This is a genomic window from Variovorax paradoxus NBRC 15149 (genome assembly GCF_001591365.1).
Classification (GTDB): domain Bacteria; phylum Pseudomonadota; class Gammaproteobacteria; order Burkholderiales; family Burkholderiaceae_C; genus Variovorax; species Variovorax paradoxus.
Genome location: NZ_BCUT01000006.1, coordinates 277,563 through 299,276 on the forward strand (window position 1 = coordinate 277,563; position 21,714 = coordinate 299,276).

The 21,714-nt window shown below is 69.1% G+C and carries 18 protein-coding genes; 9 read left to right on the forward strand and 9 right to left on the reverse strand.

Features of this window, described 5'->3' with window-relative positions:
• Nucleotides 1–150 precede the first annotated feature (150 nt).
• Together VPA02S_RS25350 and VPA02S_RS25355 are read left to right on the forward strand one after the other, a co-directional pair.
• Complete coding sequence (locus tag VPA02S_RS25350; RefSeq protein ID WP_244883760.1) at nucleotides 151–3,435, forward strand: bifunctional diguanylate cyclase/phosphodiesterase; 3,285 nt, start codon at nucleotides 151–153, stop codon at nucleotides 3,433–3,435.
• Between the two features lie 72 nt (nucleotides 3,436–3,507).
• Nucleotides 3,508–4,137: a glycine-rich domain-containing protein gene (locus VPA02S_RS25355; protein WP_062366333.1), complete on the forward strand. Its 630-nt coding sequence runs from the start codon at nucleotides 3,508–3,510 to the stop codon at nucleotides 4,135–4,137.
• 51 nt (nucleotides 4,138–4,188) lie between these two features.
• Here VPA02S_RS25355 and VPA02S_RS25360 read toward each other — a convergent pair whose 3' ends face one another.
• From VPA02S_RS25360 to VPA02S_RS25370, 3 genes are read right to left on the reverse strand one after another with little or no spacing between them, the layout of a single operon-like run.
• The gene (locus VPA02S_RS25360) at nucleotides 4,189–5,505 is read right to left on the reverse strand and encodes a sulfatase family protein (RefSeq protein ID WP_062366335.1); all 1,317 of its coding nucleotides are present in this window, start codon (nucleotides 5,503–5,505) and stop codon (nucleotides 4,189–4,191) included.
• 14 nt (nucleotides 5,506–5,519) lie between these two features.
• Nucleotides 5,520–6,512: a Bug family tripartite tricarboxylate transporter substrate binding protein gene (locus VPA02S_RS25365; protein ID WP_062366337.1), complete on the reverse strand. Its 993-nt coding sequence runs from the start codon at nucleotides 6,510–6,512 to the stop codon at nucleotides 5,520–5,522.
• A gap of 36 nt (nucleotides 6,513–6,548) precedes the next feature.
• The gene (locus VPA02S_RS25370) at nucleotides 6,549–7,553 is read right to left on the reverse strand and encodes a Bug family tripartite tricarboxylate transporter substrate binding protein (RefSeq protein WP_062366339.1); all 1,005 of its coding nucleotides are present in this window, start codon (nucleotides 7,551–7,553) and stop codon (nucleotides 6,549–6,551) included.
• 105 nt (nucleotides 7,554–7,658) lie between these two features.
• On the opposite strand from VPA02S_RS25370, the gene VPA02S_RS25375 reads away from it, so the two are divergent.
• Nucleotides 7,659–8,183: a MarR family winged helix-turn-helix transcriptional regulator gene (locus tag VPA02S_RS25375; RefSeq protein ID WP_062366341.1), complete on the forward strand. Its 525-nt coding sequence runs from the start codon at nucleotides 7,659–7,661 to the stop codon at nucleotides 8,181–8,183.
• Here the strand turns inward: VPA02S_RS25375 and VPA02S_RS25380 are convergent.
• Nucleotides 8,155–9,165, reverse strand: a complete 1,011-nt coding sequence (locus VPA02S_RS25380; RefSeq protein ID WP_062366343.1) for a Bug family tripartite tricarboxylate transporter substrate binding protein — start codon at nucleotides 9,163–9,165, stop codon at nucleotides 8,155–8,157. The two genes, VPA02S_RS25375 and VPA02S_RS25380, sit on opposite strands and share 29 nt — an antisense overlap.
• 126 nt (nucleotides 9,166–9,291) lie before the next feature.
• Between VPA02S_RS25380 and VPA02S_RS25385 the strand changes: the two genes are divergently transcribed.
• Both VPA02S_RS25385 and VPA02S_RS25390 read left to right on the forward strand, forming a co-directional pair.
• A complete protein-coding gene (locus VPA02S_RS25385) occupies nucleotides 9,292–10,260 on the forward strand; it encodes a LysR substrate-binding domain-containing protein (protein WP_062366345.1) in 969 nt (322 codons plus the stop codon).
• Nucleotides 10,257–11,474, forward strand: a complete 1,218-nt coding sequence (locus VPA02S_RS25390) for a DUF418 domain-containing protein (RefSeq protein ID WP_062366346.1) — start codon at nucleotides 10,257–10,259, stop codon at nucleotides 11,472–11,474. The genes VPA02S_RS25385 and VPA02S_RS25390 overlap by 4 nt, the downstream gene beginning before the upstream one ends.
• Here the strand turns inward: VPA02S_RS25390 and VPA02S_RS25395 are convergent.
• Nucleotides 11,447–12,070, reverse strand: a complete 624-nt coding sequence (locus tag VPA02S_RS25395; RefSeq protein ID WP_062366348.1) for a LysE/ArgO family amino acid transporter — start codon at nucleotides 12,068–12,070, stop codon at nucleotides 11,447–11,449. The two genes, VPA02S_RS25390 and VPA02S_RS25395, sit on opposite strands and share 28 nt — an antisense overlap.
• Before the next feature lie 107 nt (nucleotides 12,071–12,177).
• Between VPA02S_RS25395 and VPA02S_RS25400 the strand changes: the two genes are divergently transcribed.
• Nucleotides 12,178–12,636: an Lrp/AsnC family transcriptional regulator gene (locus VPA02S_RS25400; RefSeq protein WP_062366350.1), complete on the forward strand. Its 459-nt coding sequence runs from the start codon at nucleotides 12,178–12,180 to the stop codon at nucleotides 12,634–12,636.
• A gap of 19 nt (nucleotides 12,637–12,655) precedes the next feature.
• Here VPA02S_RS25400 and VPA02S_RS25405 read toward each other — a convergent pair whose 3' ends face one another.
• The 3 genes from VPA02S_RS25405 to VPA02S_RS25415 are packed head-to-tail and all read right to left on the reverse strand — an operon-like array spanning nucleotide 12,656 to nucleotide 17,018.
• The gene (locus VPA02S_RS25405) at nucleotides 12,656–13,717 is read right to left on the reverse strand and encodes a mechanosensitive ion channel family protein (protein ID WP_012748663.1); all 1,062 of its coding nucleotides are present in this window, start codon (nucleotides 13,715–13,717) and stop codon (nucleotides 12,656–12,658) included.
• Nucleotides 13,717–15,957: an FUSC family protein gene (locus VPA02S_RS25410; protein WP_062366352.1), complete on the reverse strand. Its 2,241-nt coding sequence runs from the start codon at nucleotides 15,955–15,957 to the stop codon at nucleotides 13,717–13,719. The genes VPA02S_RS25405 and VPA02S_RS25410 overlap by 1 nt, the downstream gene beginning before the upstream one ends.
• A complete protein-coding gene (locus VPA02S_RS25415) occupies nucleotides 15,957–17,018 on the reverse strand; it encodes an inositol monophosphatase family protein (protein WP_062366354.1) in 1,062 nt (353 codons plus the stop codon). The genes VPA02S_RS25410 and VPA02S_RS25415 overlap by 1 nt, the downstream gene beginning before the upstream one ends.
• 121 nt (nucleotides 17,019–17,139) lie before the next feature.
• Between VPA02S_RS25415 and VPA02S_RS25420 the strand changes: the two genes are divergently transcribed.
• Both VPA02S_RS25420 and cysE read left to right on the forward strand, forming a co-directional pair.
• Nucleotides 17,140–17,871: an RNA methyltransferase gene (locus tag VPA02S_RS25420; protein ID WP_062366356.1), complete on the forward strand. Its 732-nt coding sequence runs from the start codon at nucleotides 17,140–17,142 to the stop codon at nucleotides 17,869–17,871.
• Nucleotides 17,872–17,951: 80 nt separating this feature from the next.
• The gene (gene cysE / locus VPA02S_RS25425) at nucleotides 17,952–18,722 is read left to right on the forward strand and encodes a serine O-acetyltransferase (RefSeq protein ID WP_062366358.1); all 771 of its coding nucleotides are present in this window, start codon (nucleotides 17,952–17,954) and stop codon (nucleotides 18,720–18,722) included.
• Between the two features lie 163 nt (nucleotides 18,723–18,885).
• Here cysE and cadR read toward each other — a convergent pair whose 3' ends face one another.
• Nucleotides 18,886–19,359, reverse strand: a complete 474-nt coding sequence (cadR, locus tag VPA02S_RS25430) for a Cd(II)/Pb(II)-responsive transcriptional regulator (RefSeq protein WP_062366360.1) — start codon at nucleotides 19,357–19,359, stop codon at nucleotides 18,886–18,888.
• Between the two features lie 73 nt (nucleotides 19,360–19,432).
• Here cadR and VPA02S_RS25435 point away from each other — a divergent pair, with 73 nt between their 5' ends.
• Entirely contained in the window at nucleotides 19,433–21,712 is a 2,280-nt protein-coding gene (locus VPA02S_RS25435; protein WP_062366361.1) for a heavy metal translocating P-type ATPase, read from the forward strand.
• Nucleotides 21,713–21,714 lie beyond the last annotated feature (2 nt).

The window sequence follows — 21,714 nt, forward strand, 5'->3', positions numbered from 1 at the left end:
TCGCTCCGGCCATATATATTTCGCGGACGATACAACCTGTTGCGTTCTCTGCCGTGCCGCGCTGCTGCACACGGAACCGACCGGCCTGTGCCGACGACAGGATCAAATCCGATGTCATCGTCCATCTGGGTCAGGATTCGCTTGCCGCTGGTGATTTTCGCGGCTGGCACGGTGCTGTCGATCGCCCTCAGCGTCTCCGCCCGCCAGGAGATCGGGCGCAGCGCCCAGGCGCGCTTCGACGCCACCGCCTTCGATCTGGCGCGCAAGGTCGAGGCCCGCTTCGATGACTACGTTGCCGTCCTGATCGGATTGCGTGCGCGATTCAACACCTCCGAGACCGTGACGCGAAGCGATTTCAGGGACTACGTCGCGGGGCTGGACCTGGCGCGCGCCTACCCCGGTTTCCAGGCCGTCAACTATGCGCCCCGCATCACGGTCAACGACAGGCAGGCCTTCGAGGAACAGGTCCGCCGCGATGCCAGCCTCGACACCGGCGTTGCCTCCAGCTTCGCCATCAAGCCGCCCGGTGAGCGGGACACGTACTACCCGCTGATCTACATCGAACCGCAGGCCGGCAACGAGAGGCTGCTCGGCAATGACCTGGGCGCGATGCCCGACAGGGGAGACGCGCTCGAGCAGGGGCGCGACACCGGCGGGCTCGTCACGTCCGGCCGCAAGGTCCGCATTGCGGGCCGCGAGTCCGACATCGGATTGGCGATGCGGCTGCCGGTCTACCGCCCCGGGCAACCGCTCGATACGCTCGAACAGCGGCGCAGTGCCTATATCGGTTCGGTCGGCTCGGGCTTCAGCGTCGCAGGGATGTTGAGCGACGTGGTGGGTACCGACGCCATGAGGACGCTCCGGTTGCGCCTGATCGATGCCGGGCCGAGCCGGGGAGCGATCGGGACACGGGTCGAGACCAGGTTCGTGACGACGGCCTCGTTCGGCGAACGGCAATTGCTGTTCGACAGCGCGGCCCTGGCCAGGCCCGCTGCCGCACCTGCGCGCAGCCTGGAGCGCATGCTCGGCTTCGAGTTGGGCGGCCACTCCTGGCTCGTGGAAGTCGGCCAGGACGAAAACCAGGTCTTCGGCCCGCTCGACAAGGCGATCCCGTGGTTCATCGTCCTTGGCGGCCTGGCCACCAGCATGCTGCTTGCCGGCATCGTCTTTTCGTTGACCACCGCACGCAGCCGAGCCCAGATCCTGGCGAACGAGATGACCCGCCACCTGCGCACGAGCGAACGGCAGCTGGAGGAGGCCCAGCACCTGGCAAGCCTGGGCAGCTGGATCCTCGATCCCGAAACCGGAGCCCTGCAGTGCTCCGAAGAAGCCCGGCGCATCCTGGGCTTCGAGGCCGGCCACTTGCGGCCGGAACTGCCCGCGCTGCTCTCGCGTGTTCCGGCCGCAGAACGCCCCGCGGTCGAACAGCAGATCGCGCAGGCCTCCCGGTCCATGGAACGCAGCGAATTCGAGCATCACCTGTGCCTGCCCGATGGCACCGAGCGCTGGCTCCACGTCATCGCGCAGTCGGCCGAAGAAGACGGAAAGACGATGGTGCGCGGCACCGTGCGCGACGCCACGCGGCCGCGCAAGGATGCGTTGCGCCAGGGGCTCGAATACAGGATTGCCCGGCTGCTTGCCGGCGATGGCAGGGCCGAGACGGTGATCACCCAAGCGCTGGAAGCCCTGTGCACCGACCTGCGCTGGGACTGCGGCGCGTTGTGGAGCGTTGGCGAGGACGGCGTGGTTCGCTGTGCCGCCGCCTGGCATGCCGACCACATTCCCCCGGCGGTGCGGCAATTCGCCTCCGACAGCCGGTCGTTCGAATACCGGGCCGACGAAGGCTCGCTGGGCCGCGCCTGGAAAACCGGCGGCATCGTGCAGATCGACGTGCTGGCGGCTCCGGGCCATTTCGCGCGCGATGCGATGGCCCGCGAGGCCGGGCTGGCCGTCGGCATCGTCGTGCCGATGGCCGTGACCGATTCGATCACGGCGCTGGAGCTCCTTGGCTCCAATCCGTACGCCGTCGACGCCCAGACGCAGGAGTCGCTGCGTGTGATCGCCTTGCAGATCGCCCAGTACAAGCAGCGCAAGCAGGCGGAGAGAAGCCTTCGTTTCATGGCCAGCCACGACGGACTGACCGGGCTGTTCAACCGCGCTGCGCTGCAACACGAGCTTGCTCGCGCCATCAAGCGCAGCAACCGGCATCAAAAGCAGTTCGCGGTGATATTCGTCGACCTGGATCGCTTCAAGCACATCAACGACACGCTGGGCCACGGCGTGGGCGACGAGATGATCAAGATCTGCGGCGAGCGCCTCACGGCGCTGCTGCGCGAGGCGGATGTCGTGGCGCGTTTCGGTGGCGATGAGTTCGTGCTGCTCCTGGAGAACCTGTCCAGCGCAAACGATGCCGCGGGGCTCGCCGAAAAAGTGCTGGCCTGCTGCGCCGAGCCTTTCTTCCTCGCGGGGCGCGAACTGCACGTCAGCGCCAGCGTCGGCGTGAGCATCTATCCGGACAACGGCGCAGACGCCGAAGCGCTCTTGAAGAACGCCGATACGGCGATGTACCGGGCCAAGGAAAGAGGCCGCAACACCTTCCGGTTCTACGCCGCGAAGATGAATGCGCAGAATACCGAACAGCTGATGCTCGAAAGCGCGCTGCGCCATGCCTTGGAGCGTGGCGAGCTCGAAATGCACTACCAGCCGAAGATGGATCTGCAGACCCAGCGCATCGTCGGTGTCGAGGCGCTGATGCGCTGGCACCATCCGATCCTGGGCATGATCCCGCCGGTGCAGTTCATTCCAATCGCCGAAGAGCTCGGCCTGATCGTGTCCTTGGGCAAATGGGCGCTGGAGAGGGCTTGCGCCGATTCGCGTTCGTGGCAGAAATTCGGTTTGCCGAAGGTGTTGATGAGCGTCAATCTATCGCCGCGCCAATTCGAAAGCCGCACGCTCATCGCCGACATCCAGGCTGTCCTGGAAGCCTCGGGCCTGGAGCCGTCGCTGCTGGAGCTGGAGATCACCGAAGGCGCGGTGATGGCGAACCCCGAGCATGCGGCGAAGTTGCTCAGGGCGATCCGGGACATGGGCGTCGGCCTCGCGATCGACGACTTCGGAACGGGCTATTCCTCGCTCTCCTACCTCAAGCACTTCCCGCTGTCGACGGTCAAGATCGACCGCTCCTTCATCAACGACCTGTCGCAGGACGCCGACGCGCGGGCGCTCATCGACGGCATCATCACCCTGGCCCACGGGCTGCGGATGAAGGTGGTCGCCGAGGGCATCGAGACCACGGCCCAGCTCGATTACCTGCGCAGCCACGGTTGCGACGAGGCCCAGGGCTATTGGCTGTGCAAGCCCGTGCCTGCCGACGAGGTGCGCAATTTCATGGCGCGTCACCTGCGCAACCAGTTTGCTCCATCGGAGGCGGCCTGACGGCCGAGCTCCTGAAGCAATCGTCACCGGGCACGTTCGCTCGGACCTTCCCGCAACTTCACAGGAGCATTCATGATCCATTCCACCCAGCGCAAGACACTGGAGCAGACGATCGCCGCCATCGAGGCGATCGACCTCACGCCGATCAAGTTCAAGGCCTGCCGCAAAGAGGACGGCTACGGCTGGTCGGCCGGCTACGCGGACCAGATGGAGGTGGCCTACAAACGCTACCTGATACTGCACGCCAAGCACCCCGAGCTGACGCTCGCTCCCGAGCAGGACGTCGACCGCTTCTGGCACATGCACATCCTCGACACGAGAAAGTACGCAGCCGATTGCGAAACCACTTTCGGCTACTTCCTGCACCACTTTCCGTACCTCGGCCTGCGCGGCGAGGAAGACGCCAAGGCGCTGCAGGCGGCCTTCCTGGAGATGCAGCGCCTGACCGCCGAGGAATTCGGCGAGCCGGCGGCCGCAGCCCGATACGCGCCGGGCAAGGATGCGCCCGCATGGTGCTCGCTCGAGGCGGGCAAGCCTGCAGCCGCATGGTGTTCGCTCGAGGCGGGCAAGCCCACAGCGGCATGGTGTTCGCTGGAGGCGGGCAAGCCCGCAGCCGCATGGTGTTCGCTGGAGGCGGGCGCTGCCTCCGCGTCTGAACTGGCCGCTTCTGCTCGCAGGGCCTCGCTTGGCGTGAACAGGTGAAGGATCGGCGAAGGGACGCGGCGGCGGGTCCGCCCGTTCCCTCGCCTGGGTTCAGCGCTGCGGCATGTCCTTGACCGAGTAGCCCAGGCTCACCGTCGCATCCTCCGGAATTGAAGGCATGGTTGCGTTCCAGGCCAGCCAGTCTTCCCGCATGGCCGCGAGCCGCTGCGGCTCCTTCTTGCCCAGGTTCGCGCGCTCGCGCTCGTCGGCCGGAATGTTGAAGAGGTACTCGTTGCCGTCGACCTTCAGGTACTTCCAGTCGCCGTCGCGCATGGCCTGCTGGCCGCGGTGGTTCATGCGCCAGTGCAGCGGACGGCGGAAGCTGTGCCTGGCGTCCTTCAGCACGGGCATCAGCGACACGCCGTCCAGCGGGTAGTCCGCATCGGCCTTGACGCCGGCCGCATCGAGCATGGTGGCGGACCAGTCCATGGTCATGCACAGCTGCCGGCTCTCGCCGCCCTTGGCAATCACCGCGGGCCAGTGCGCGATCCATGGCACGCGGATGCCGCCTTCGGTCAGGTCCATCTTGCCGCCCACCAGCGGCCAGTTGTCGGAGAAGCGCTCGCCGCCGTTGTCGCTGGTGAACACCACCAGCGTGTTGTCGGCCATGCCGTGCTTGCGCAGCGCGGCCATGATCCAGCCGATGCCTTCGTCCATGTGATGGATCATGCGGCGGTACACGTGGATGTTGCCGCCGGCCAGGTCGAACAGGTTGTCCTTCACGAGCGGCGCCTTGTCGGCGTCGTCCCGCGTTTCCCAGGGCCAGTGCGGCGCGGTGTAGTGCAGGCTCAGGAAGAAGGGCGCGTCCTGCTTTGCCATGCGCTCCACGTAGTCGACGGCGCGCTTCGAAAGGATGTCGGTGAGGTAGCCCTCTTCCTGCTTGTCTTCCTCGCCGAACCACAGGTCGTGGCGGCCGGTGGAGTCGCAATGCGTGAAGTAGTCGACGCCACCCGACATCGGCCCGAAGAACTCGTCGTAGCCCGAGCGCAGCGGCCCGAAAGTGGGCGGATAGCCCAGGTGCCACTTGCCGATGAGCGCGGTCTGGTAGCCGCCGGCCTTCAGCAGCGAAGGCAGCGTGGGATGGTCGGTCGGCAGGCCGAGCGTGGTGCTGCCGCGGCTCTTGCTGTTGATGGGTTCCTCGGCCGCGCCGCGCAGCCGGTACTGGTAGCGCGCGGTGATCATCGCAAAGCGCGTGGGCGAGCACACGGGCGAGTTCGAGTAGCCCTGCGTGAGCTTCAGGCCGTTGGCCGCCAGGCCGTCGAGCACGGGCGACACGGGGCCGAAGGCGGCATCGCGGCCGCCGTAGCAGCCGAGGTCGGCATAGCCGAGGTCGTCGGCCACGATGAAGATGATGTTGGGTCTGGTCATGTCTTTTGGAAAGCTCAGGGCTGGTAGCCGGACTTCTGGACCACGGGTGCCCATTGCGCCTTGTAGGCCTTGAGCATCGCGGCGGTCTGCGCCTGCGTGCTCACCACCGGCGTCATGCCGGCGTCCTTGAACTTGCGCTGCGTGTCCGCATCCTGCATGACTTCGCGGATGGTGGCGGCCAGGCGCTCGACCTTGGCCTTGGGCATGCTCGCCGGCGCAAAGAAGGTGTTCCAGCCGGTGGCGGCCAGGTCGAGGCCGGCTTCCTTGAAGGTCGGGATGTTCGGCGCGAAGGGCGAGCGCTTGTCGCCCGAGATCGCCAGGATGCGCAGCTTGCTGGTGTCGTGCAGCGGCAGCACCACGTCCTCGGTGTCGACCGAGATGGGCACCTGGCCGCCGATCAGGTCGTTCAGCAGCGGGGCCGAGCCGCGGTAGCCGATCACCTGCGTCTGCACCTTGGCCTTCTCGCCCACCATGAGTCCGAAGAAGTGCGGCAGGCTGCCGGTGGCCGGCACGCCCACGTTGGCCTGGTTGGGGTTGGCGCGCATCCACGCCAGCAGGTGGTTGAGTTCGCGCACCGGCAGCGTGGGCGACACCGACAGCGCGAAGTTGTAGCTGTTGACGTGCGACACGGGCACGAAGTCGCGCTCGGGGTCGTAGTTGTTGTCCTTGAAGACGAGCGGCGCCACCACCATCACGGCCGGGTTGGCGAGCATCAGCACGTTCTGGCTGGCGGGCGTGTTCCTGGCCTGCTGCGCGGCCAGGCGGCCGCCGGCGCCGGGCTTGTTGTCGACGACGACCGGCACGCCCAGCCTCGCGCCGAGCTTGTCGCCCACGATGCGCGCGACGCGGTCGGTGGCGCCGCCGGGCGCGTAGCCGACGACGATGTGCAGCGGGCTGTCGAGCGCCTGTGCGCCCGCGCTGGCGGGCACGGCGGCGATGGACGCCATGAAGCCGGCTGCGGCAAGCAGCGCGGCAAGGCGGCGGGTGATGGGGGCGGTCTTGGGCATGTGGGGGGTTCCTCCTCGGTTCGTTCGTTCGGTTGTTCAGTCGGTAGCCTGGAAATTCACGGCCTTCATGATGCCCGCCCAGCGCGCGGTGTCCTCGCGCATGGTCTTGAGCAGCGCCTCGCTGCCGTCGGCGATCGGGTACATGCCGTTTTGCAGCAGCAGCTGGCGCACCTCGCGGGCATTGACGGCGCGGGTGAATTCGGCGCGCAGCTTGTCGACGACGGGCTGCGGCGTCTTGAGCGGCGCATAGTAGGCAAACCAGGCGGTGGCCACCACGTCCTTGTAGCCGGCCTCGACGAAGCAGGGCAGGTTGGGCATGAGCGGCGAGCGCTTCTCGCCGCTGGTGGCCAGCACCTTCGCGCGGCCCGTCGGCAGCATCTGCTGCGCGCCGCCGACGGTGTCGAAGTACACGGGCACGGTGCCGCCCATCAGGTCCTGCCGCGCGGGCGAGGAGCCGCGGTAGGGCACGTGCACCATCTTGAGCCCGGCCGCACGGTTGAGCATCTCGCCGAGGAAGTGCGAGGGCGTGCCCGCGCCGTAGGAGCCGAAGCTCAGCTTGTCGCCCTGCGCCTTGGCCCAGGCGATGAATTCGGCCAGCGTGTTGGCGGGCACGTCCTTGTGCACGGTGAGGGCCAGCTCGAAGCGCGCCGCGTTGATGATGGGCACGAAATCCTTGATGGGGTCGTACGAGAGGCTGCGGTATGCGCTCGGGAACATGGTCATCATGCTGGCCGTTCCCAGCAGCAGCGTGTGGCCGTCGGGCGCGGCCGTCTTGACGGTTTCGGCCGCGATGCGGCCCGCCGCACCCGCGCGGTTGTCGATGATGAGCGGGCCCAGCGCATCGCGCACCTGCTGCGCGATGGCACGCGTCAGCACGTCCTGCGTGCCGCCGGCGGGCACGCCGATCAGCACCTTGATCGGCTGGCCGGGCCTGAAGGCCTGGGCCTGCGCGTCGAGCGCGAGCGGCGCCAGGGCGAGTCCGCCCAGCGCGGCAAGTGCGCGGCGGCGGTCGAAGCTCAAGGAAAGAGGCGTGCTGGGCATGGGGCGGTGTCTCCGGGGTCTTATAGGGTTGGCGTTGGATCCCGAAGGACTTTAGAGACGCTACATTCGATTGATCTAATCAACCATCCCCCGGACTAACCCCGAATGACCGTGCCGCGCCGTTCGCCCGACGACCTGCTGCTGTACCGGCTCGCGCGGCTGATCGGGGTTGCGGGCAGCATGGTGATCCGGTTGTGCGAGGGCCGCTTCGGCATCACGCGGCGCGAGTGGCGGCTGATCGCGGTGCTCGCGAGCCGCGGCGAACTGGGCTCCTCGCAGCTGGCCGAGCACGCCCAGCTCGACCGCGCCCGCACCTCCAAGACGATCGGCTCGCTGGTCGACAAGCGGCTGGTCTCGCGCGTGGCCCGCGCGGGCGACCGGCGGCAGGTGCTGCTGGGCCTGACCGAGAGCGGGCAGGCGCTGTACGAGGAGCTTTTTCCGCTGGTCACCCAGATCAACGCCGAGCTGATGGAAGCGCTCGACAAGGAAGACGCGGCGCGCCTGGACGCATTCCTGGACCGCCTGCAGGCGCAGGCCGAGCGCATGGTGCAAAAGGCCGTGCTGCCCAAGGCCGACCGCGGGCGCCGCGGCGCGGGCGGCATCAGTCCACCTTCATCCCGGTCGCCTTGACGATGCGGCCGTAGCGCGCCTGGTTGGCTGCCAGGCGCTCGGCCGCAGGTGCGCCGGTCTCGCCGAGCGCCACCATGTCGAGCGAAGCCAGGCGCGCCTTGACCTCGGGCAGCGCCAGCGCCTTCTGCAGCGACTGGCGCAGGACCTGCACCACAGGCTCGGGCGTGGCGGCCGGCACCATTGCGAGGTAGAGCACCTCGAATTCCAGGTCCTTCAGGCCGAGTTCGCCCACCGTGGGCACCTCGGGCAGCAGCGGCGAGCGCTGGCGGCCGGTCACGGCCAGCGCGCGCAGCTTGCCGGCCTGCACCTGCGGCAGCAGGCCCGGCGTGGCGAGGATGCCGGCCTGCACCTCGCCGCCCAGCAATGCCATCACGGCCGGTGCGTTGCCCTTGTAGGGCACGTGCGTGACCTTGGCGCCGGTCGCGGTCGAGAAGATGCCGGCCGCAAGATGCCCCGGGCTGCCGTTGCCGGCCGAGCTGAAGGTGGCGGGCTCGGCCTTGGCCTGCGCGATGAATTCCGGCAGCGTCTTCGCCTTGACGGCGGGCCCGACGCCGAAGCCCAGGCCCGACGAGCTGAAGATCATCAGCGGCTTCAGGTCCCTGGCCGCGAAGGGCATCGACGCGTACAGGTGCGGATTGATGGTGAAGGTGCTGTCGATGCTCAGCAGCACCGTGTAGCCGTCGGGCGGGCTCTTGGCGACGAGGTCGGCGCCGATGTTGCCGCCGGCGCCCGGCCGGTTGTCGACCACGAAGGGCTGCCTGAGCTCCTTCTGCAGCACGTCGCCCAGCGCGCGGCCGAGGATGTCGAGCGGACCGCCGGCCGGGAAGTTGGTGATGAACTTCACCGGCTTGGCGGGGTAGGCCGCGTCGGCATGCGCGGCCGGGCTGCCGAGCGCGAGGCAAAGCGCAGCACAGGCGGCGGCGGCAAGGGCCAGGCGGCGCGATGCGCCCGGGGCGTTCTTCTTCGAGAAACCGGTGGTCATGTCTTTGCTTGTCTCCGTATCGGGGGCCACTCTAGAAGGCGGAAGCGGCCCGCACAACTGAAAGCTCTTCTGCCAGCTATTCCTTCTGGTTATATTTGGATGGCCGCTCCACAGGGAAGAAACCCCATGTCAGCCATGAACAATTTTGCGCGCCTCAAGCTGCGCCACCTGCAGTGCCTGGTGATGGTGGCGCAGGAGCGCAACCTCGTGCGCGCGGGCAAGGCCCTGGCGCTCACGCAGCCCGCGGTGTCCAAGACCATCGCCGAGCTCGAAGAGATCGTCGGGCGCCAGTTGCTGCTGCGCCGCCGCCGCGGCGTCGAGCTCACGCCGGCGGCCGAGGTGCTGGTGCGCCATGCCGTCTCCGCGCTGCGCGGACTGCGCGAAGGCATGGGCCTGGCCATGGACCAGCCCGAAGCCGACCAGCTGCGCGTGGCCGTGGGCGCCCTGCCCAACATGGCGGCCAACCTGCTGCCAGAGGCCGTCGCGCGGCTGTATGCCTCGCACCCGGCGCTGCGCGTGCGCGTGGTGAGCGGCACCAACGCGCAGCTGATGACGCAGCTGCGCCAGGGTGAGATCGACCTGGTGCTCGGCCGCCTCGCGCAAGCCTCGGCCATGGCCGACCTGGCGTTCGAACAGCTCTACAGCGAACCGCTGCTGCTGGTGGTGCGACCCGGCCATCCCCTCGCCGCGCGGCGCAGGCCCACGCTCGATGCATTGACCGCCCATCCGCTGGTGCTGCCGGTCTCGGGCACGCTGATCCGGCACACGGCCGATGCCTTCCTGATCGCACAGGGCATGGCGCTGCCCAGCCGGCTGGTGGAGGCGACGGACACCAGCTTCGTGGTCGGGCTGCTGCAGCGCTGCGATGCGGTGTGGTTTGCGCCGCAGGGTGCCGTCGAGGGCTTGATTGCGCAGGGCGCGTTGAAGCGCGTGGCCATCGACACCTCGGGCACCGAAGGGCCGGTGGGCTTCACGGTGCGGCGCGGCGGCGAAGCGGGCGAGGGCGCGCGGCTGCTGGTCGAGGCGATCCGCGGCATCGTCGCGGCCGCGGCGCGCGGCAACCTGGCCAATGCCGGCATCGGGAAACCCGCATGAACACCGCTCCGGGCGAACGCCAGCAGATGGTCGATGCGCTGCGCGGCTTTGCGCTGCTGGGCATCCTGGTGGTCAACATCGCGAGCTTTGCATCCACCTACTACGGCCTGGGCATTCCCGATCCGATGGCCATCTCGCCGGCCGACCGCGGCGCCTCGTTCGTGCGGGCCCTTGTGTTCGAGAGCAAGTTCTACCTGCTGTTCTCGTTCCTGTTCGGCTACAGCTTCACGCTGCAGATGCGCGCGGCCGAGCGCGACGGCAAGCCTTTCGTGCCGCGCATGGTGCGGCGGCACTTCGGGTTGTGGGTCCTCGGCGTGGCGCATGCCGTGCTGCTCTACTACGGCGACATCCTCACTGCGTACGCCGTGCTGGGTGCCTTGCTGCTCATGCTGCGGCGGCGCAGCGATGTGTTCCTCGCGTGCGCGGCCATCGCGCTGGTGCTGCTCACTTCATTGCTGTGGGCCGCCGTCGGCCAGATGTACACGCATGCGGACATGCTGATGGCGGCGCAGGCGGCCTACGGCGAAGCCGCCGCGGCGCTGGCCGCCTACCGCGCCACGCCCGCCATGGTGGTGGTGCAGCACTTGCGCGATCTCTCGCAGACCTGGTGGATCACGGCGCTGGTGCAGGCGCCCGAGGCGCTGGCCATGTTCCTTGCGGGCTTCATCGCCGGCAAGCGCGGGCTCCTCGCGCAGGCCGAAGCGCATCGCACGCTGTGGTGGCGCGTGTTCTGGTGGGGGCTTGCCCTCGGCCTGCCGGGTGCGCTGGCCTACGCCTGGCCGACCCTGCGGCTGAACGACCCGGTGCGCGACATCCAGGGCCTCGCGCTCACGCTGCTGACGGCGCCGTTCCTGTCGGCTGCGTATGCGGCCGGCCTGCTGCTGGTGTTCCAGCGCCGGCACGGCCGGTGGCTGGCGCAGCTGCTGGCGCCCGCGGGCCGCATGGCGCTGTCGAACTACCTGCTGCAATCGGCGGCCTGTGCGTGGATCTTTCTCGCCTACGGGCTGCGCTGGATCGGAACGGTCGGGCCGCTGGCCACGTTCGCAATTGCCTTCGCGATCTTCGCGGGCAACCTGGCGCTGAGCCACTGGTGGATGCAGCGCTTCGCCTACGGCCCGGCGGAGTGGCTGCTGCGGGCGTTCACCTACCTCGAGCGCCCGCCGCTGCGCCGGCGCCGTCATGCGGATCAGCGCGACAGCAGCGCCGAGAGCTGAAACACCGCAAAGCCCAGCAGCAGTGCGCCCGACAGCCGGTTGATGGACTGGAGCACCCGCGCACCGAGCCTGTGCCGCACCATCGACACCACGGTCGACAGGCCCAGCCACCATATCGCCGACCCGAGGAAAACGCCCGCCACCATCGTCACGGCAGCGCCGCTGCCGCTGCTCGCATGTCCGGTGCCGATCGATGCGAACACCGCGACGAAGGAAAGGATCGTCATCGGATTCGCGAGCGTGAGCATGAACACCGACAGTACGGCTTTGAGCGGCGTGGCGGCGTCCTGCGCGGCGCGGGCCTGGGTGGCGGCCGGCGCGCGCAGCAGCTGCACGCCCATCCATGCCAGGAAGGCCGCGCCGCCGAGCGCCAGCGGCACGCGCGCCGCCACCATGGACGAGATCACCGCCGACACGCCGAACGCGCCGATGGCGCCGTAGCACGCATCCGCCAGCGCGGCGCCGAGGCCGCTGAAAAAACCGATGGCACGGCCGTGCGCAAGCGTGCGCTGGATGCAGAGCAGCCCGATGGGGCCCACGGGTGCGGCGATCGACAGCCCGATGACCAGGGCCTTGAGGAAAAGAGAAAAGTCCATGCCTTCGATTGTTCGGCGCCACCTTCATGGCGAGAATGACGGAATTAAGGCGCGCAGCGTGCCTGGCCTGAAATCGGAAGTGAAATTCCCAACTGCACCTTAGATTCATGGAAATCGACTCCAAGAACTGGCAAATCCTCGACGCGCTCCAGCAGGACGCGCGCACCTCGCTGACGGCGCTGGCGCGGCAGGTGGGCTTGTCCGTGCCCTCGACCTCGGAGCGCGTGAAGCGGCTCGAGGAGGCCGGCGTGATCGAGGGCTACCGCGCGGTGGTTCCGCCGCGCAAGGCGGGCTACACGGTGGCGGCGCTGATCGGCATCACGACCGCGCAGCCCGACAAGGCCCGGCTGCTGAAGCTGCTCGACGGCCGGCGCGAGGTGCTCGAGTGCTTTCACGTCACGGGCCAGGACTCCTATGTGCTGAAGGTGGTGGCCCGGGACATCGAGCATCTCGAGGCCTTCGTGAGCAGCATCAACCACCTGGGCGAGACGCGCACATCGATCGTCATGTCGGTGCCGATCCCGGCGCGCGCGGTGGCGGTGCCGGCGGGCGCCGTGCCCGGCTGAGGCGCTGCGGCGCGCTGCGTCAGGCCGCCGCCGCGCCCTGGAGCGGATCGGCCTCGATGCGCATCTTCGGCAGGAACTGCGGGTACTCGCGCTGCATGAAGTCGAGGAGCCCTTCGCGCACGGTGCAGCGCAGGTCGAAGGCCAGGCCCGATGTGGCGGCGGTGCACAGCACGCGAACCTGCATGCTGCGCTCGGTGGCGTCGGTCACGCGCATGTTGAAGAAGCGGCCGTCCCATTCGGGCGCCGCCTTCACGATGCGCTCGACCTCTTCGCGCAGCGGCGCGAGCGGCATGCCGTAGTCGACGTAGACGAAGACGGAGCCCAGCAGCTGCGAGGAATGGCGCGTCCAGTTCTGGAACGGCTTCTCGATGAAGTAGCTGAGCGGCAGGATCAGGCGCCGGTCGTCCCAGATCTTGAGCACCACGAAGGTGCCCGTGATCTCCTCGACGCGGCCCCATTCGCCCTCGACCACCAGCACGTCGTCGATGCGGATCGGCTGGGCCAGCGCGATCTGCAGCCCGGCGATCAGGTTGCTGAACACCGGCTTGGCCGCGAGGCCCGCCACGATGCCGATCACCCCCGCGGAGGCCAGCAGGCTCGCACCCACCTGGCGCGCGCCCGGAAAGGTCATGAGCATCATCGCGCCGCCGGCCACCAGCACCACCGACATGGCCGTGCGCGCGAGCACGCGCGTCTGCGTGAGCACGCGGCGCGCCTGCAGGTTGTCGGCAACGTCGGAGGGATGCTGCGCGAGTACGCCGTCGGCAAAGCCGCTGATGGCCCGCACCGCGAGCCAGGTGGTCGCGGCGATCAGCAGCAGGCCGTTGAAATGCCGCACGCTGCCAAGGAAGCGCAGGTCCTCGGGCGCGGCCTGGAAGATGAGCAGCAGCGCCACCAGCGGCAGCACCAGCCGCGCCGGTGCGTTGCAGTTGACCACCATCGCGTGCACCGCGGGCGCGGGGCGGGTGATGCGTTTCAGCACAAGGCCGCCGATGCGGTGGACCAGGAGAGCGAGCGGGACGGCGACGAGAACGGCAATCCAGGTGCCGAACCAGGGGTGGGCAAGTATCTCTTGGGTCATCAGGCGGGGGTCGTGGCTGCTTCTGTTGTCTCGTCCAGGTGTTGAAGGATGCGCGCCGCGTCGTCGCGCAGCTGCGTCGAGAGTGCCGTGGCCAGGTCGAGCCGGCGCAGCAGCCAGGGGCTGATGTCGTTGTCGAACGGGTCGGGCAGGGGAATCGGGCCGCCCACGGTGGTGGAGCCGGTGCTTTCAGGGAGCGAGGGGCCGGTGGTCGGCGCGCTGCCGATGGCGGCCTCGATGCGCTGCGCGGTGCGCGCGAGCGGGCCTTCGATCTCGGCGGCCGTGAGCCGGTCGCGCCTGAGCACCAGCATCGACTTGACGGCGCTGAGCTGCGCGAGCAGCTGATAGCTGTGCGCCTGCAGGTGTTCGAGCGGCTCCAGCGGCGGCTGCACCGCGCGCGGCTCCGACAGCGAACGCTGCGTGGCCTGCACCAGCGCCGAGAGGCTGTCGTAGGCCTCGCGGCGCGCGAGCCGCCATTCGAGCTCGGGGCTGCTATCGACGGCCTGCAGCTGGCCGAGGCCGAGCGCCAGCCGTGCATGGCGCGCCTGCGCGGTGAGCGTGCGCGCCACCAGCGCCGGAATCTGCCCGCGCTCCCACGAGGGCAGCACATAGCAGAAGCCCCAGGCCAGCGCGGCGCCGATCAGCGTGTCGGCAATGCGCTCGAACAGCGCGAAGATGGGCGCGGCGCCCACGTTGAGCATGTGCGCCTGCACCAGGCCCAGCACCGTGGCCGCCACCGCCGTGATCAGGTAGCGCCGCACCGCAAAGCTGTGGGCAATGGCCTGCGCCACCGTGAGGATGACCAGCAGCGCGAGCGGCGACGGATGCGCCGAGAGCAGGCCCACCGCGAGCACGCTGCCCAGCAGCGTGCCGGCGACGCGGCTGTTGCGCCGTTCCAGCGTCTGCGAAAGGCTGCCGCGCAGCACCACCACGATGGTCAGCAGGATCCAGTAGTCGTGCGAACCCCAGGGCAGCGACACCGCAATCGTGTAGCCGGCCGCAATGGCCAGGGCCGCGCGAATCGCGTGGCGCAGCGGCGGCGCGTCCCAGCGCCACAGCGCGAGAAAGGGCCGCAGCGACCAGTCGGTCGGGCTCACGAACATCTGCCAGTTGGCGCGCACCACCGCAAGATTGGGCTCGGCATCGCCGCGCGCCATGGCCGACAGGCGCAGCACCTCGTCGTTGATGTGGCCGATGCGGCTGGCCAGGCCGCGCGCGAGCATGGCGGCGTTCGGGCCCGGCAGGCCGTGGCTGGCGATATGGTCTTCGCCCGAAAGATGGATCGACGCGAGCCGCGGGCGCCGGTCGGCCACCGGCTCGGGCTGGCGGCCCATCAGCAGCGCGTCGCCGAGCGCGGTGGTGTCGTCGGCCAGCTCCTCGAGCACGCGGCGCATCTCGATGAGCGCCTCGGCGTGCGCGGGATGGCTCTTGAGCGCGTCCAGGTCGAGCTCGCTCGCGAGCAGCTGGTCGCGCATCTCGAGCACGATCACCAGCATGGCGGCCAGCCGCTGCCGGCGCGGCGTGCGCGGCGATTCGAGCACGATGTCGCGCGTGGCCTGCAGCTGGTCGGCCAGCGCGGCCTGTTCGCGCAGCAGCCGGCCCAGCAAAGGCGCGGGGGTTTCGCGGATGTCGCTGGTGTCGTCGCGCGGCGTGAACTGGCTGGCCTCGGTGCGCATCAGCGCGGCCAGCGAATACAGCACGTCCGAGACCGACTGCACGCGAAAGCGCGAATTCAGCGCATGGTTGGCCAGCGTGGCCCAGATCACGTAGAGCCCGGCGCCGATGCCGAAGTGCCAGGTGCGCTCGAGCGCCTCGGCCATGCCGCTGGGTGCGGGCGTGGCCATCGAGAAGATCATCGAGAACATCACCGCGATGGCGATGGGGATGCCGCGCTTGCCCCATGCCATCGCCAGGAAGGCGACGAAGGTGGCGGGCACCAGCACCAGGCCCAGGCGAATGGGCGCGGCGTGCAGCAGCTGCACCAGGAAGAACAGCGGCAGCCCGATCAGCGGGGCCGGCAGCATCTGGAAGAACTTGCCGCGGCGCGGGCCGGGCAGGTCGGGCGGGGCCGTGACGATCACGCCCACCGCGGCGGCCGAGGCCGCGACGGCGCCGAGCCACAGGTGCGCGCCGGCCGAGATCACGAGCAGGCCGAGCGCGACCGTGAGGCCGCTGGCGACGTACTGGCTCAGCGCAATGCGCAGCGCCGCACGGAAGCGGAGGGCGGCGCCTGGCCCCTGCATCACTTGGCGGAAGCGTCGCCTTCGGAGGAGCCGCCGCCGGCCGGCGCGTCGCGGCGCACGCGCGTGAGCTTGCGCGGCACGGGCGCGGCCGGTGCGGCGGCGGGAGCGGGCGCCTCGCCGTCGAGCGGCGCGGCCGTCAGGTCGGTCACGGTGCTGCGGGCGTACAGGTCGACCGATTCGTCGGCACCGGGCCGCGCGGCGGCCGACACGGCGCGCACGCGGTCGCTGGCGCGCATCTTGTCGTCGATGCCCGCGAACCTGGAGTACTTGGCGAGCAGCGGCACCAATTGGCCGTAGATGCGCGGTGCGCCGGCCAGGCATTCGCGCTGCTCCAGGAAGTCGGGCTCGCCCGTGAAGTTGCCGATCAGGCCGCCGGCCTCGGTGACCAGCAGCGAGCCTGCCGCCACGTCCCAGGGATTGAGGCCCGTCTCGAAGAAGCCGTCGGTGAAGCCGGCCGCCACGTAGGCCAGGTCGAGCGCCGCGGCGCCGGGGCGGCGCAGGCCCGCCATGCGCGGCATCATGTCGGCCATGATGGCCAGGTACTGCTTGAAGTTGTCGCCGCTGCGGAACGGAAAGCCCGTGGACACCAGGCATTCGCTGAGCCGGGTGCGCTTGGACACGCGGATGCGGCGCTCGTTCATGTAGGCGCCGCGGCCCTTGGTGGCGGTGAACAGGTCGTTGCGGCTCGGGTCGTAGATGACCGCCTGCTCGATCTTGCCGCGCACCGACAGCGCGATGGAAACGCAGTAGACCGGGAAGCCGTGGATGAAGTTGGTGGTGCCGTCGAGCGGATCGATGATCCAGACGTAGTCGGAATCCTTGGCGCCATGCTCGGTGCCCGATTCCTCGGCCAGGATGCCGTGCCCCGGATACGCGCCAAGCAGCGTTTCGATGATGACCTGCTCGCTGGCGTGGTCGACTTCGGTGACGAAGTCGTTGACCTGCTTTTGCGAGATGCGCACGGCCTCGACGTCGAGGGCGGCGCGGTTGATGATGGCGCCGGCGGCGCGTGCGGCCTTGACGGCCACATTGAGCATGGGATGCAGGTTGGGGGACGACATTCTGGATTGTGGGAAGAACGGTGGGATAGGTCCCCTGGAGGCGACCCTGCGGTCCGGCGATGCGGGCGGCGAGAATCGGGCATTTTACCGGCTCCGCCGCCTCGTGTCTCCCAACCCCGCCATGCGCACCCGTTTCATCCTGATCCAGACCAGCCACGCCGGCAATGTGGGCGCCGCCGCCCGCGCCATGAAAACCATGGGTTTCGACGACCTGGTGCTGGTCGCGCCAAGGTGGGCCAACGTGCTGCGGCGCGAGGAAACCATCCAGCGCGCAAGCGGCGCGCTCGACGTGCTGACCAATGCCCGCATCGTCGAAACGCTCGACGAGGCGCTCGACGGCGTCACCCACCTGTGCGCCACCGCCATGATCCCGCGCGACTTCGGCCCGCCCACGCGCACGCCGCGCGAGCACCTGGAGCCGCTCGCCAAGCAGGGCGAGCAGCACGTGGCCTTCCTGTTCGGCTCCGAGCGCTTCGGCATGCGCAACGAAGACGTCTACCGCTGCAACGTGGCGCTCAGCATCCCCACCGATCCGAAGTTCGGCTCGCTCAACCTTGGGGCCGCGATCCAGGTGGTGGCCTACGAATGGCGGCTTGCGCTGGGCGGCTACGGGGTGCGCGATGCCACCGCGCCCATCGAGGCGGCCGATGCCAAGGCGGTGGCCGGCATGCTCGAGCACTGGGAGCGTTCGCTGGTGGAGATCGGATTTCTGGACCCGGCGGCGCCCAAGAAGCTGATGCCGCGGCTGCAGCAGCTGTTCAACCGCGCCCAGCCCACGCCGGAGGAGATCCACATCCTGCGCGGCATCGCCAAGGCCATGGCCGACGCGGCGCGCGGGCCGCGCAATGGCTGACAAAACCCCATCGGCGATACGCGAAGACGGCCGGCCTTAGACTTCGCGGCCCTATCGATATAACGACAACAAAGGCTGCGATGTTCTCTCGATTGCGCGCCGACATCCGGTGCATCCTCGAACGCGACCCGGCCGCGCGCAGCGCCTGGGAAGTGATCACGGTCTATCCCGGCTTCCATGCCGTGGTGCTGCACCGCTGGGCGCACGCCTGTTGGACGCACGGCTTCAAGTGGCCGGCCCGCTTCATCGCGCACGTGGCGCGCGGGCTCACGGGCATCGAGATCCATCCGGCGGCGAAGATCGGCGAGCGGGTGTTCTTCGACCACGCAATGGGCGTGGTGGTGGGCGAAACCGCCGAGATCGGCGACGGCTGCACCATCTACCAGGGCGTGACGCTGGGCGGCACCTCGCTCTACAAGGGCACCAAGCGGCATCCGACGCTGGGCAAGAACGTGGTCGTGAGCGCGGGCGCCAAGGTGCTGGGCGGTTTCGTCGTCGGCGACGGCGCCAAGATCGGCAGCAACGCGGTGGTCATCAAGCCGGTGCCGGCGGGAGCGACGGCGGTGGGCATTCCTGCGCGCATCATTCCGTCGAAGGCCGGCGAGAGCGCCGACGTGGCGGCGCCGCAGAAGTTCTCCGCCTACGGCATCACGCAGGAGGACGACCCGCTGAGCCAGGCGATGCGCGGGCTGATCGACAACGCCGCGGGCCAGGAACACCAGATCGCGCTGCTGTGGCAGGCCATCGAGAAGCTGTCTGCGCATCCCGGCACCAAGGACTGCGTGCCCTGCGACGCGGCGCGTGATGAGAGCTTCGAGGCGGAGAAGCTGACGCAGCTGATCGGCAAGTAGAGTTTCGGGATCCCGTTGTCCAGGGCGCGTGCACAGGCCACCGGGTACTCCCCTCCGCGAATGTCCCCCGGCCTTCGGCCTCCTCCTTGATTTCGCTGCGGGGAGCACCCGATGCCCTGTGCACGAGGGCACGCTCGTTGTGCATCGCTGAACTACATCACCCTCAAGCCGAACGCTTCGCGGATGCGCTGTGCAGCGACCCATGCACATGTCCCGCGTGCTGCCCGAAAGGCTCGGCCGCGGGCGCGGCGGTGTCCAGCTCCTGCAGGATGCCGCAGTTGCGTGCCGATTCGGCGCCGCAGCACTGCTGGCGCAGCGCCTTCAGCTGCTTTTCCAGCGTCTTGAGCTCGCGGATGCGCGCGGCCACGTGGCCGATGTGGTCGTCGAGCAGCTGGTTGACCTCGCCGCAGTCTTCGCCCGGCGCATCGCGGAACCTGAGCAGGCTGCGGATCTCGTCGAGCGTCATGTCCAGCGAACGGCAGCGGCGGATGAAGCCCAGGCGCTGCGCATGCTCGTCGTCGTAGATGCGGTAGTTGCCTTCGGTGCGCGCGGGCGCGGGCAGCAGCTGCTCGCGCTCGTAGTACCGGATGGTTTCGACCGGCGTGTTCGCGGCCTTGGCCAGATCTCCGATTTTCATGATGCGGCAAGATGAATGAGTGGAGGAATCGTCGTTTGACTCTACACCTGCTTCAGGGTTTCCAATCGGATTCATGACGAACCAGAATGCCCTGAAACCGATGGCACCGCATGCCCACTCCCATGCGCAGGCCGCTCCCGAAACGGCCTGCTGCGGCAACCCGGCCTGCGGCTCGCCGGCCGTCGCCATGCCCGCTGCCGACATTCCGAAGGGCGCCTTGCTCTTTCGCATTCCCACGATGGACTGCGCGGTCGAAGAGTCCGAGATCCGGCGCGCGCTCGAACCGGTCGCGGGTGTGCGCGGGCTGCGCTTTCGGCTCGGCGAACGCACCATGGCCATCACGGCCGACGAAGGCGCCTTGCCCGGTGCGCTCGACGCCATCCGCAAGGCAGGCTTCAAGCCCGAGCCGTTGAACGACGCGGCAGGCAGGCCGGCCGACGGTGCGCAGCCGGCGGCAGCCTCTGCAGGCATCGCGGGCATGAGCAGCGGCCTCGTGCGCCTCGTTGCCGCGCTGGTGCTCGCCATCGCGGCCGAGGCCGTTGCCTTTCTCGCACCGGAGGGCGCCGGGTCCATGGCGGCGGAGATGGGGCTCGCGCTCGCGGCCATCGCACTGGCCGGCCTCGACACCTACAAGAAGGGGTTTGCCGCGCTGCTGCGCGGGCGCCTGAACATCAACGCGCTGATGGCCGTGGCGGTCACGGGCGCCTTCCTGATCGGGCAATGGCCCGAGGCCGCGATGGTGATGGCGCTCTATGCCATTGCCGAGCTGATCGAGGCGCGCGCCGTCGATCGCGCGCGCAACGCCATCCAGGGCCTCTTGGCGCTGGCGCCCGACCTGGCCGAGGTCAGGCAGCCCGACGGCCGCTGGAAGACGGAGAAGGCCGAGACGGTGGCGCTCGATGCCGTGGTGCGCATCCGGCCCGGCGAACGCGTGCCGCTGGACGGCGTGGTGACCGAAGGGGCGAGCGCCATCGACCAGGCGCCGGTCACGGGCGAGAGCATCCCGGTCGACAAGGCGGTGGGAGACGCGGTGTTCGCGGGCACCATCAACCAGACGGCCGCGCTCGAATTCCGCGTCACCGCGGTGGCGGCCAACACCACGCTCGCGCGCATCATCCATGCGGTCGAAGAGGCGCAGGGCACGCGCGCGCCCACGCAGCGCTTCGTCGACCGGTTCGCGGCCGTCTACACGCCCGCGGTCTTCGTGCTGGCCATTGCGGTGGCGCTGCTCACGCCCTGGCTCATGGACTGGAGCTGGACCGAGGCCATCTACAAGGCGCTGGTGCTGCTGGTCATTGCGTGCCCGTGCGCGCTGGTCATCTCGACGCCCGTCACGGTGGTGAGCGCGCTGGCCTCGGCCGCGCGGCGCGGCATCCTGATCAAGGGCGGCACCTACCTCGAAGAGGCGCGCAGGCTCAAGGCCGTGGCACTCGACAAGACCGGCACCATCACCGAAGGCAAGCCGAAGCTGGTCGCATCGCGCCTGCTCGACCCCGCGGCGGATGAAGCCGCGATCTTTGCCATTGCCGCGAGCATCGCGGGCCGCTCCGACCATCCGGTGTCGAAGGCCATTGCCGACGGGCTGAACCGCGAGCACCAGCCGGTCGGCGGCTTCACGGCCTTGCCCGGACGCGGCGTGCAGGCCGTGCACGAAGGCCGCAGCTATGTGCTTGGCAACCACCGCCTGATCGAAGAGCAGGGGCTGTGCAGCCCCGCGCTCGAAGCCGAGCTGAAGCAGCATGAGGAAGCGGGGCGCACCGTCACGCTGCTGGCCTCCGGCCAGGCCGTGCTGGCGCTGTTCGCGGTGGCCGACACCATCAAGCCCTCTTCGAAGGCCGCCATGGCCGAGCTGCGCGCGCTGGGCGTCACGCCCGTGATGCTGACCGGCGACAACGCCGCCACGGCCAGGGCGATCGGCCTGCACGCGGGCATCGACGACGTGCGCGGCAACCTGCTGCCCGAGGAGAAGCTCGATGCCATCAAGGCGCTGCAGCAGCGCCACGGCATGGCCGGCATGGCGGGCGACGGCATCAACGATGCGCCCGCGCTCGCGCAGGCCGACATCGGCTTTGCGATGGGCGGCGCCGGCACCGACACCGCCATGGAAGCGGCCGACGTGGTCATCATGAACGACGACCTGCGGCGCCTGCCCGAAACCATCCGCCTCTCGCGCCATGCGCATGCGGTGCTGTGGCAGAACATCACGCTCGCGCTCGGCATCAAGGCCGTGTTCTTCGTGCTCGCGGTGTTCGGCAGCGCCACCATGTGGATGGCGGTGTTTGCCGACATGGGCGCCAGCCTGCTGGTGGTGGCCAACGGATTGCGGCTGATGCGCGCACCGAAGGGCGGCTGAGG

What these genes read in the sequence shown, in the direction of transcription:
- VPA02S_RS25415 (WP_062366354.1), bottom strand. Translation starts at nt 17,018, where the DNA reads ATGTCGTCCCCCAACCTGCATCCCATGCTCAATGTGGCCGTCAAGGCC.
- VPA02S_RS25380 (WP_062366343.1), bottom strand. Translation starts at nt 9,165, where the DNA reads ATGACCACCGGTTTCTCGAAGAAGAACGCCCCGGGCGCATCGCGCCGC.
- VPA02S_RS25405 (WP_012748663.1), bottom strand. Translation starts at nt 13,717, where the DNA reads ATGACCCAAGAGATACTTGCCCACCCCTGGTTCGGCACCTGGATTGCC.
- VPA02S_RS25355 (WP_062366333.1), top strand. Translation starts at nt 3,508, where the DNA reads ATGATCCATTCCACCCAGCGCAAGACACTGGAGCAGACGATCGCCGCC.
- VPA02S_RS25375 (WP_062366341.1), top strand. Translation starts at nt 7,659, where the DNA reads ATGACCGTGCCGCGCCGTTCGCCCGACGACCTGCTGCTGTACCGGCTC.
- VPA02S_RS25365 (WP_062366337.1), bottom strand. Translation starts at nt 6,512, where the DNA reads ATGCCCAAGACCGCCCCCATCACCCGCCGCCTTGCCGCGCTGCTTGCC.
- VPA02S_RS25420 (WP_062366356.1), top strand. Translation starts at nt 17,140, where the DNA reads ATGCGCACCCGTTTCATCCTGATCCAGACCAGCCACGCCGGCAATGTG.
- VPA02S_RS25410 (WP_062366352.1), bottom strand. Translation starts at nt 15,957, where the DNA reads ATGCAGGGGCCAGGCGCCGCCCTCCGCTTCCGTGCGGCGCTGCGCATT.
- VPA02S_RS25360 (WP_062366335.1), bottom strand. Translation starts at nt 5,505, where the DNA reads ATGACCAGACCCAACATCATCTTCATCGTGGCCGACGACCTCGGCTAT.
- VPA02S_RS25395 (WP_062366348.1), bottom strand. Translation starts at nt 12,070, where the DNA reads ATGGACTTTTCTCTTTTCCTCAAGGCCCTGGTCATCGGGCTGTCGATC.
- cysE (WP_062366358.1), top strand. Translation starts at nt 17,952, where the DNA reads ATGTTCTCTCGATTGCGCGCCGACATCCGGTGCATCCTCGAACGCGAC.
- VPA02S_RS25370 (WP_062366339.1), bottom strand. Translation starts at nt 7,553, where the DNA reads ATGCCCAGCACGCCTCTTTCCTTGAGCTTCGACCGCCGCCGCGCACTT.
- cadR (WP_062366360.1), bottom strand. Translation starts at nt 19,359, where the DNA reads ATGAAAATCGGAGATCTGGCCAAGGCCGCGAACACGCCGGTCGAAACC.
- VPA02S_RS25435 (WP_062366361.1), top strand. Translation starts at nt 19,433, where the DNA reads ATGACGAACCAGAATGCCCTGAAACCGATGGCACCGCATGCCCACTCC.
- VPA02S_RS25385 (WP_062366345.1), top strand. Translation starts at nt 9,292, where the DNA reads ATGTCAGCCATGAACAATTTTGCGCGCCTCAAGCTGCGCCACCTGCAG.
- VPA02S_RS25390 (WP_062366346.1), top strand. Translation starts at nt 10,257, where the DNA reads ATGAACACCGCTCCGGGCGAACGCCAGCAGATGGTCGATGCGCTGCGC.
- VPA02S_RS25400 (WP_062366350.1), top strand. Translation starts at nt 12,178, where the DNA reads ATGGAAATCGACTCCAAGAACTGGCAAATCCTCGACGCGCTCCAGCAG.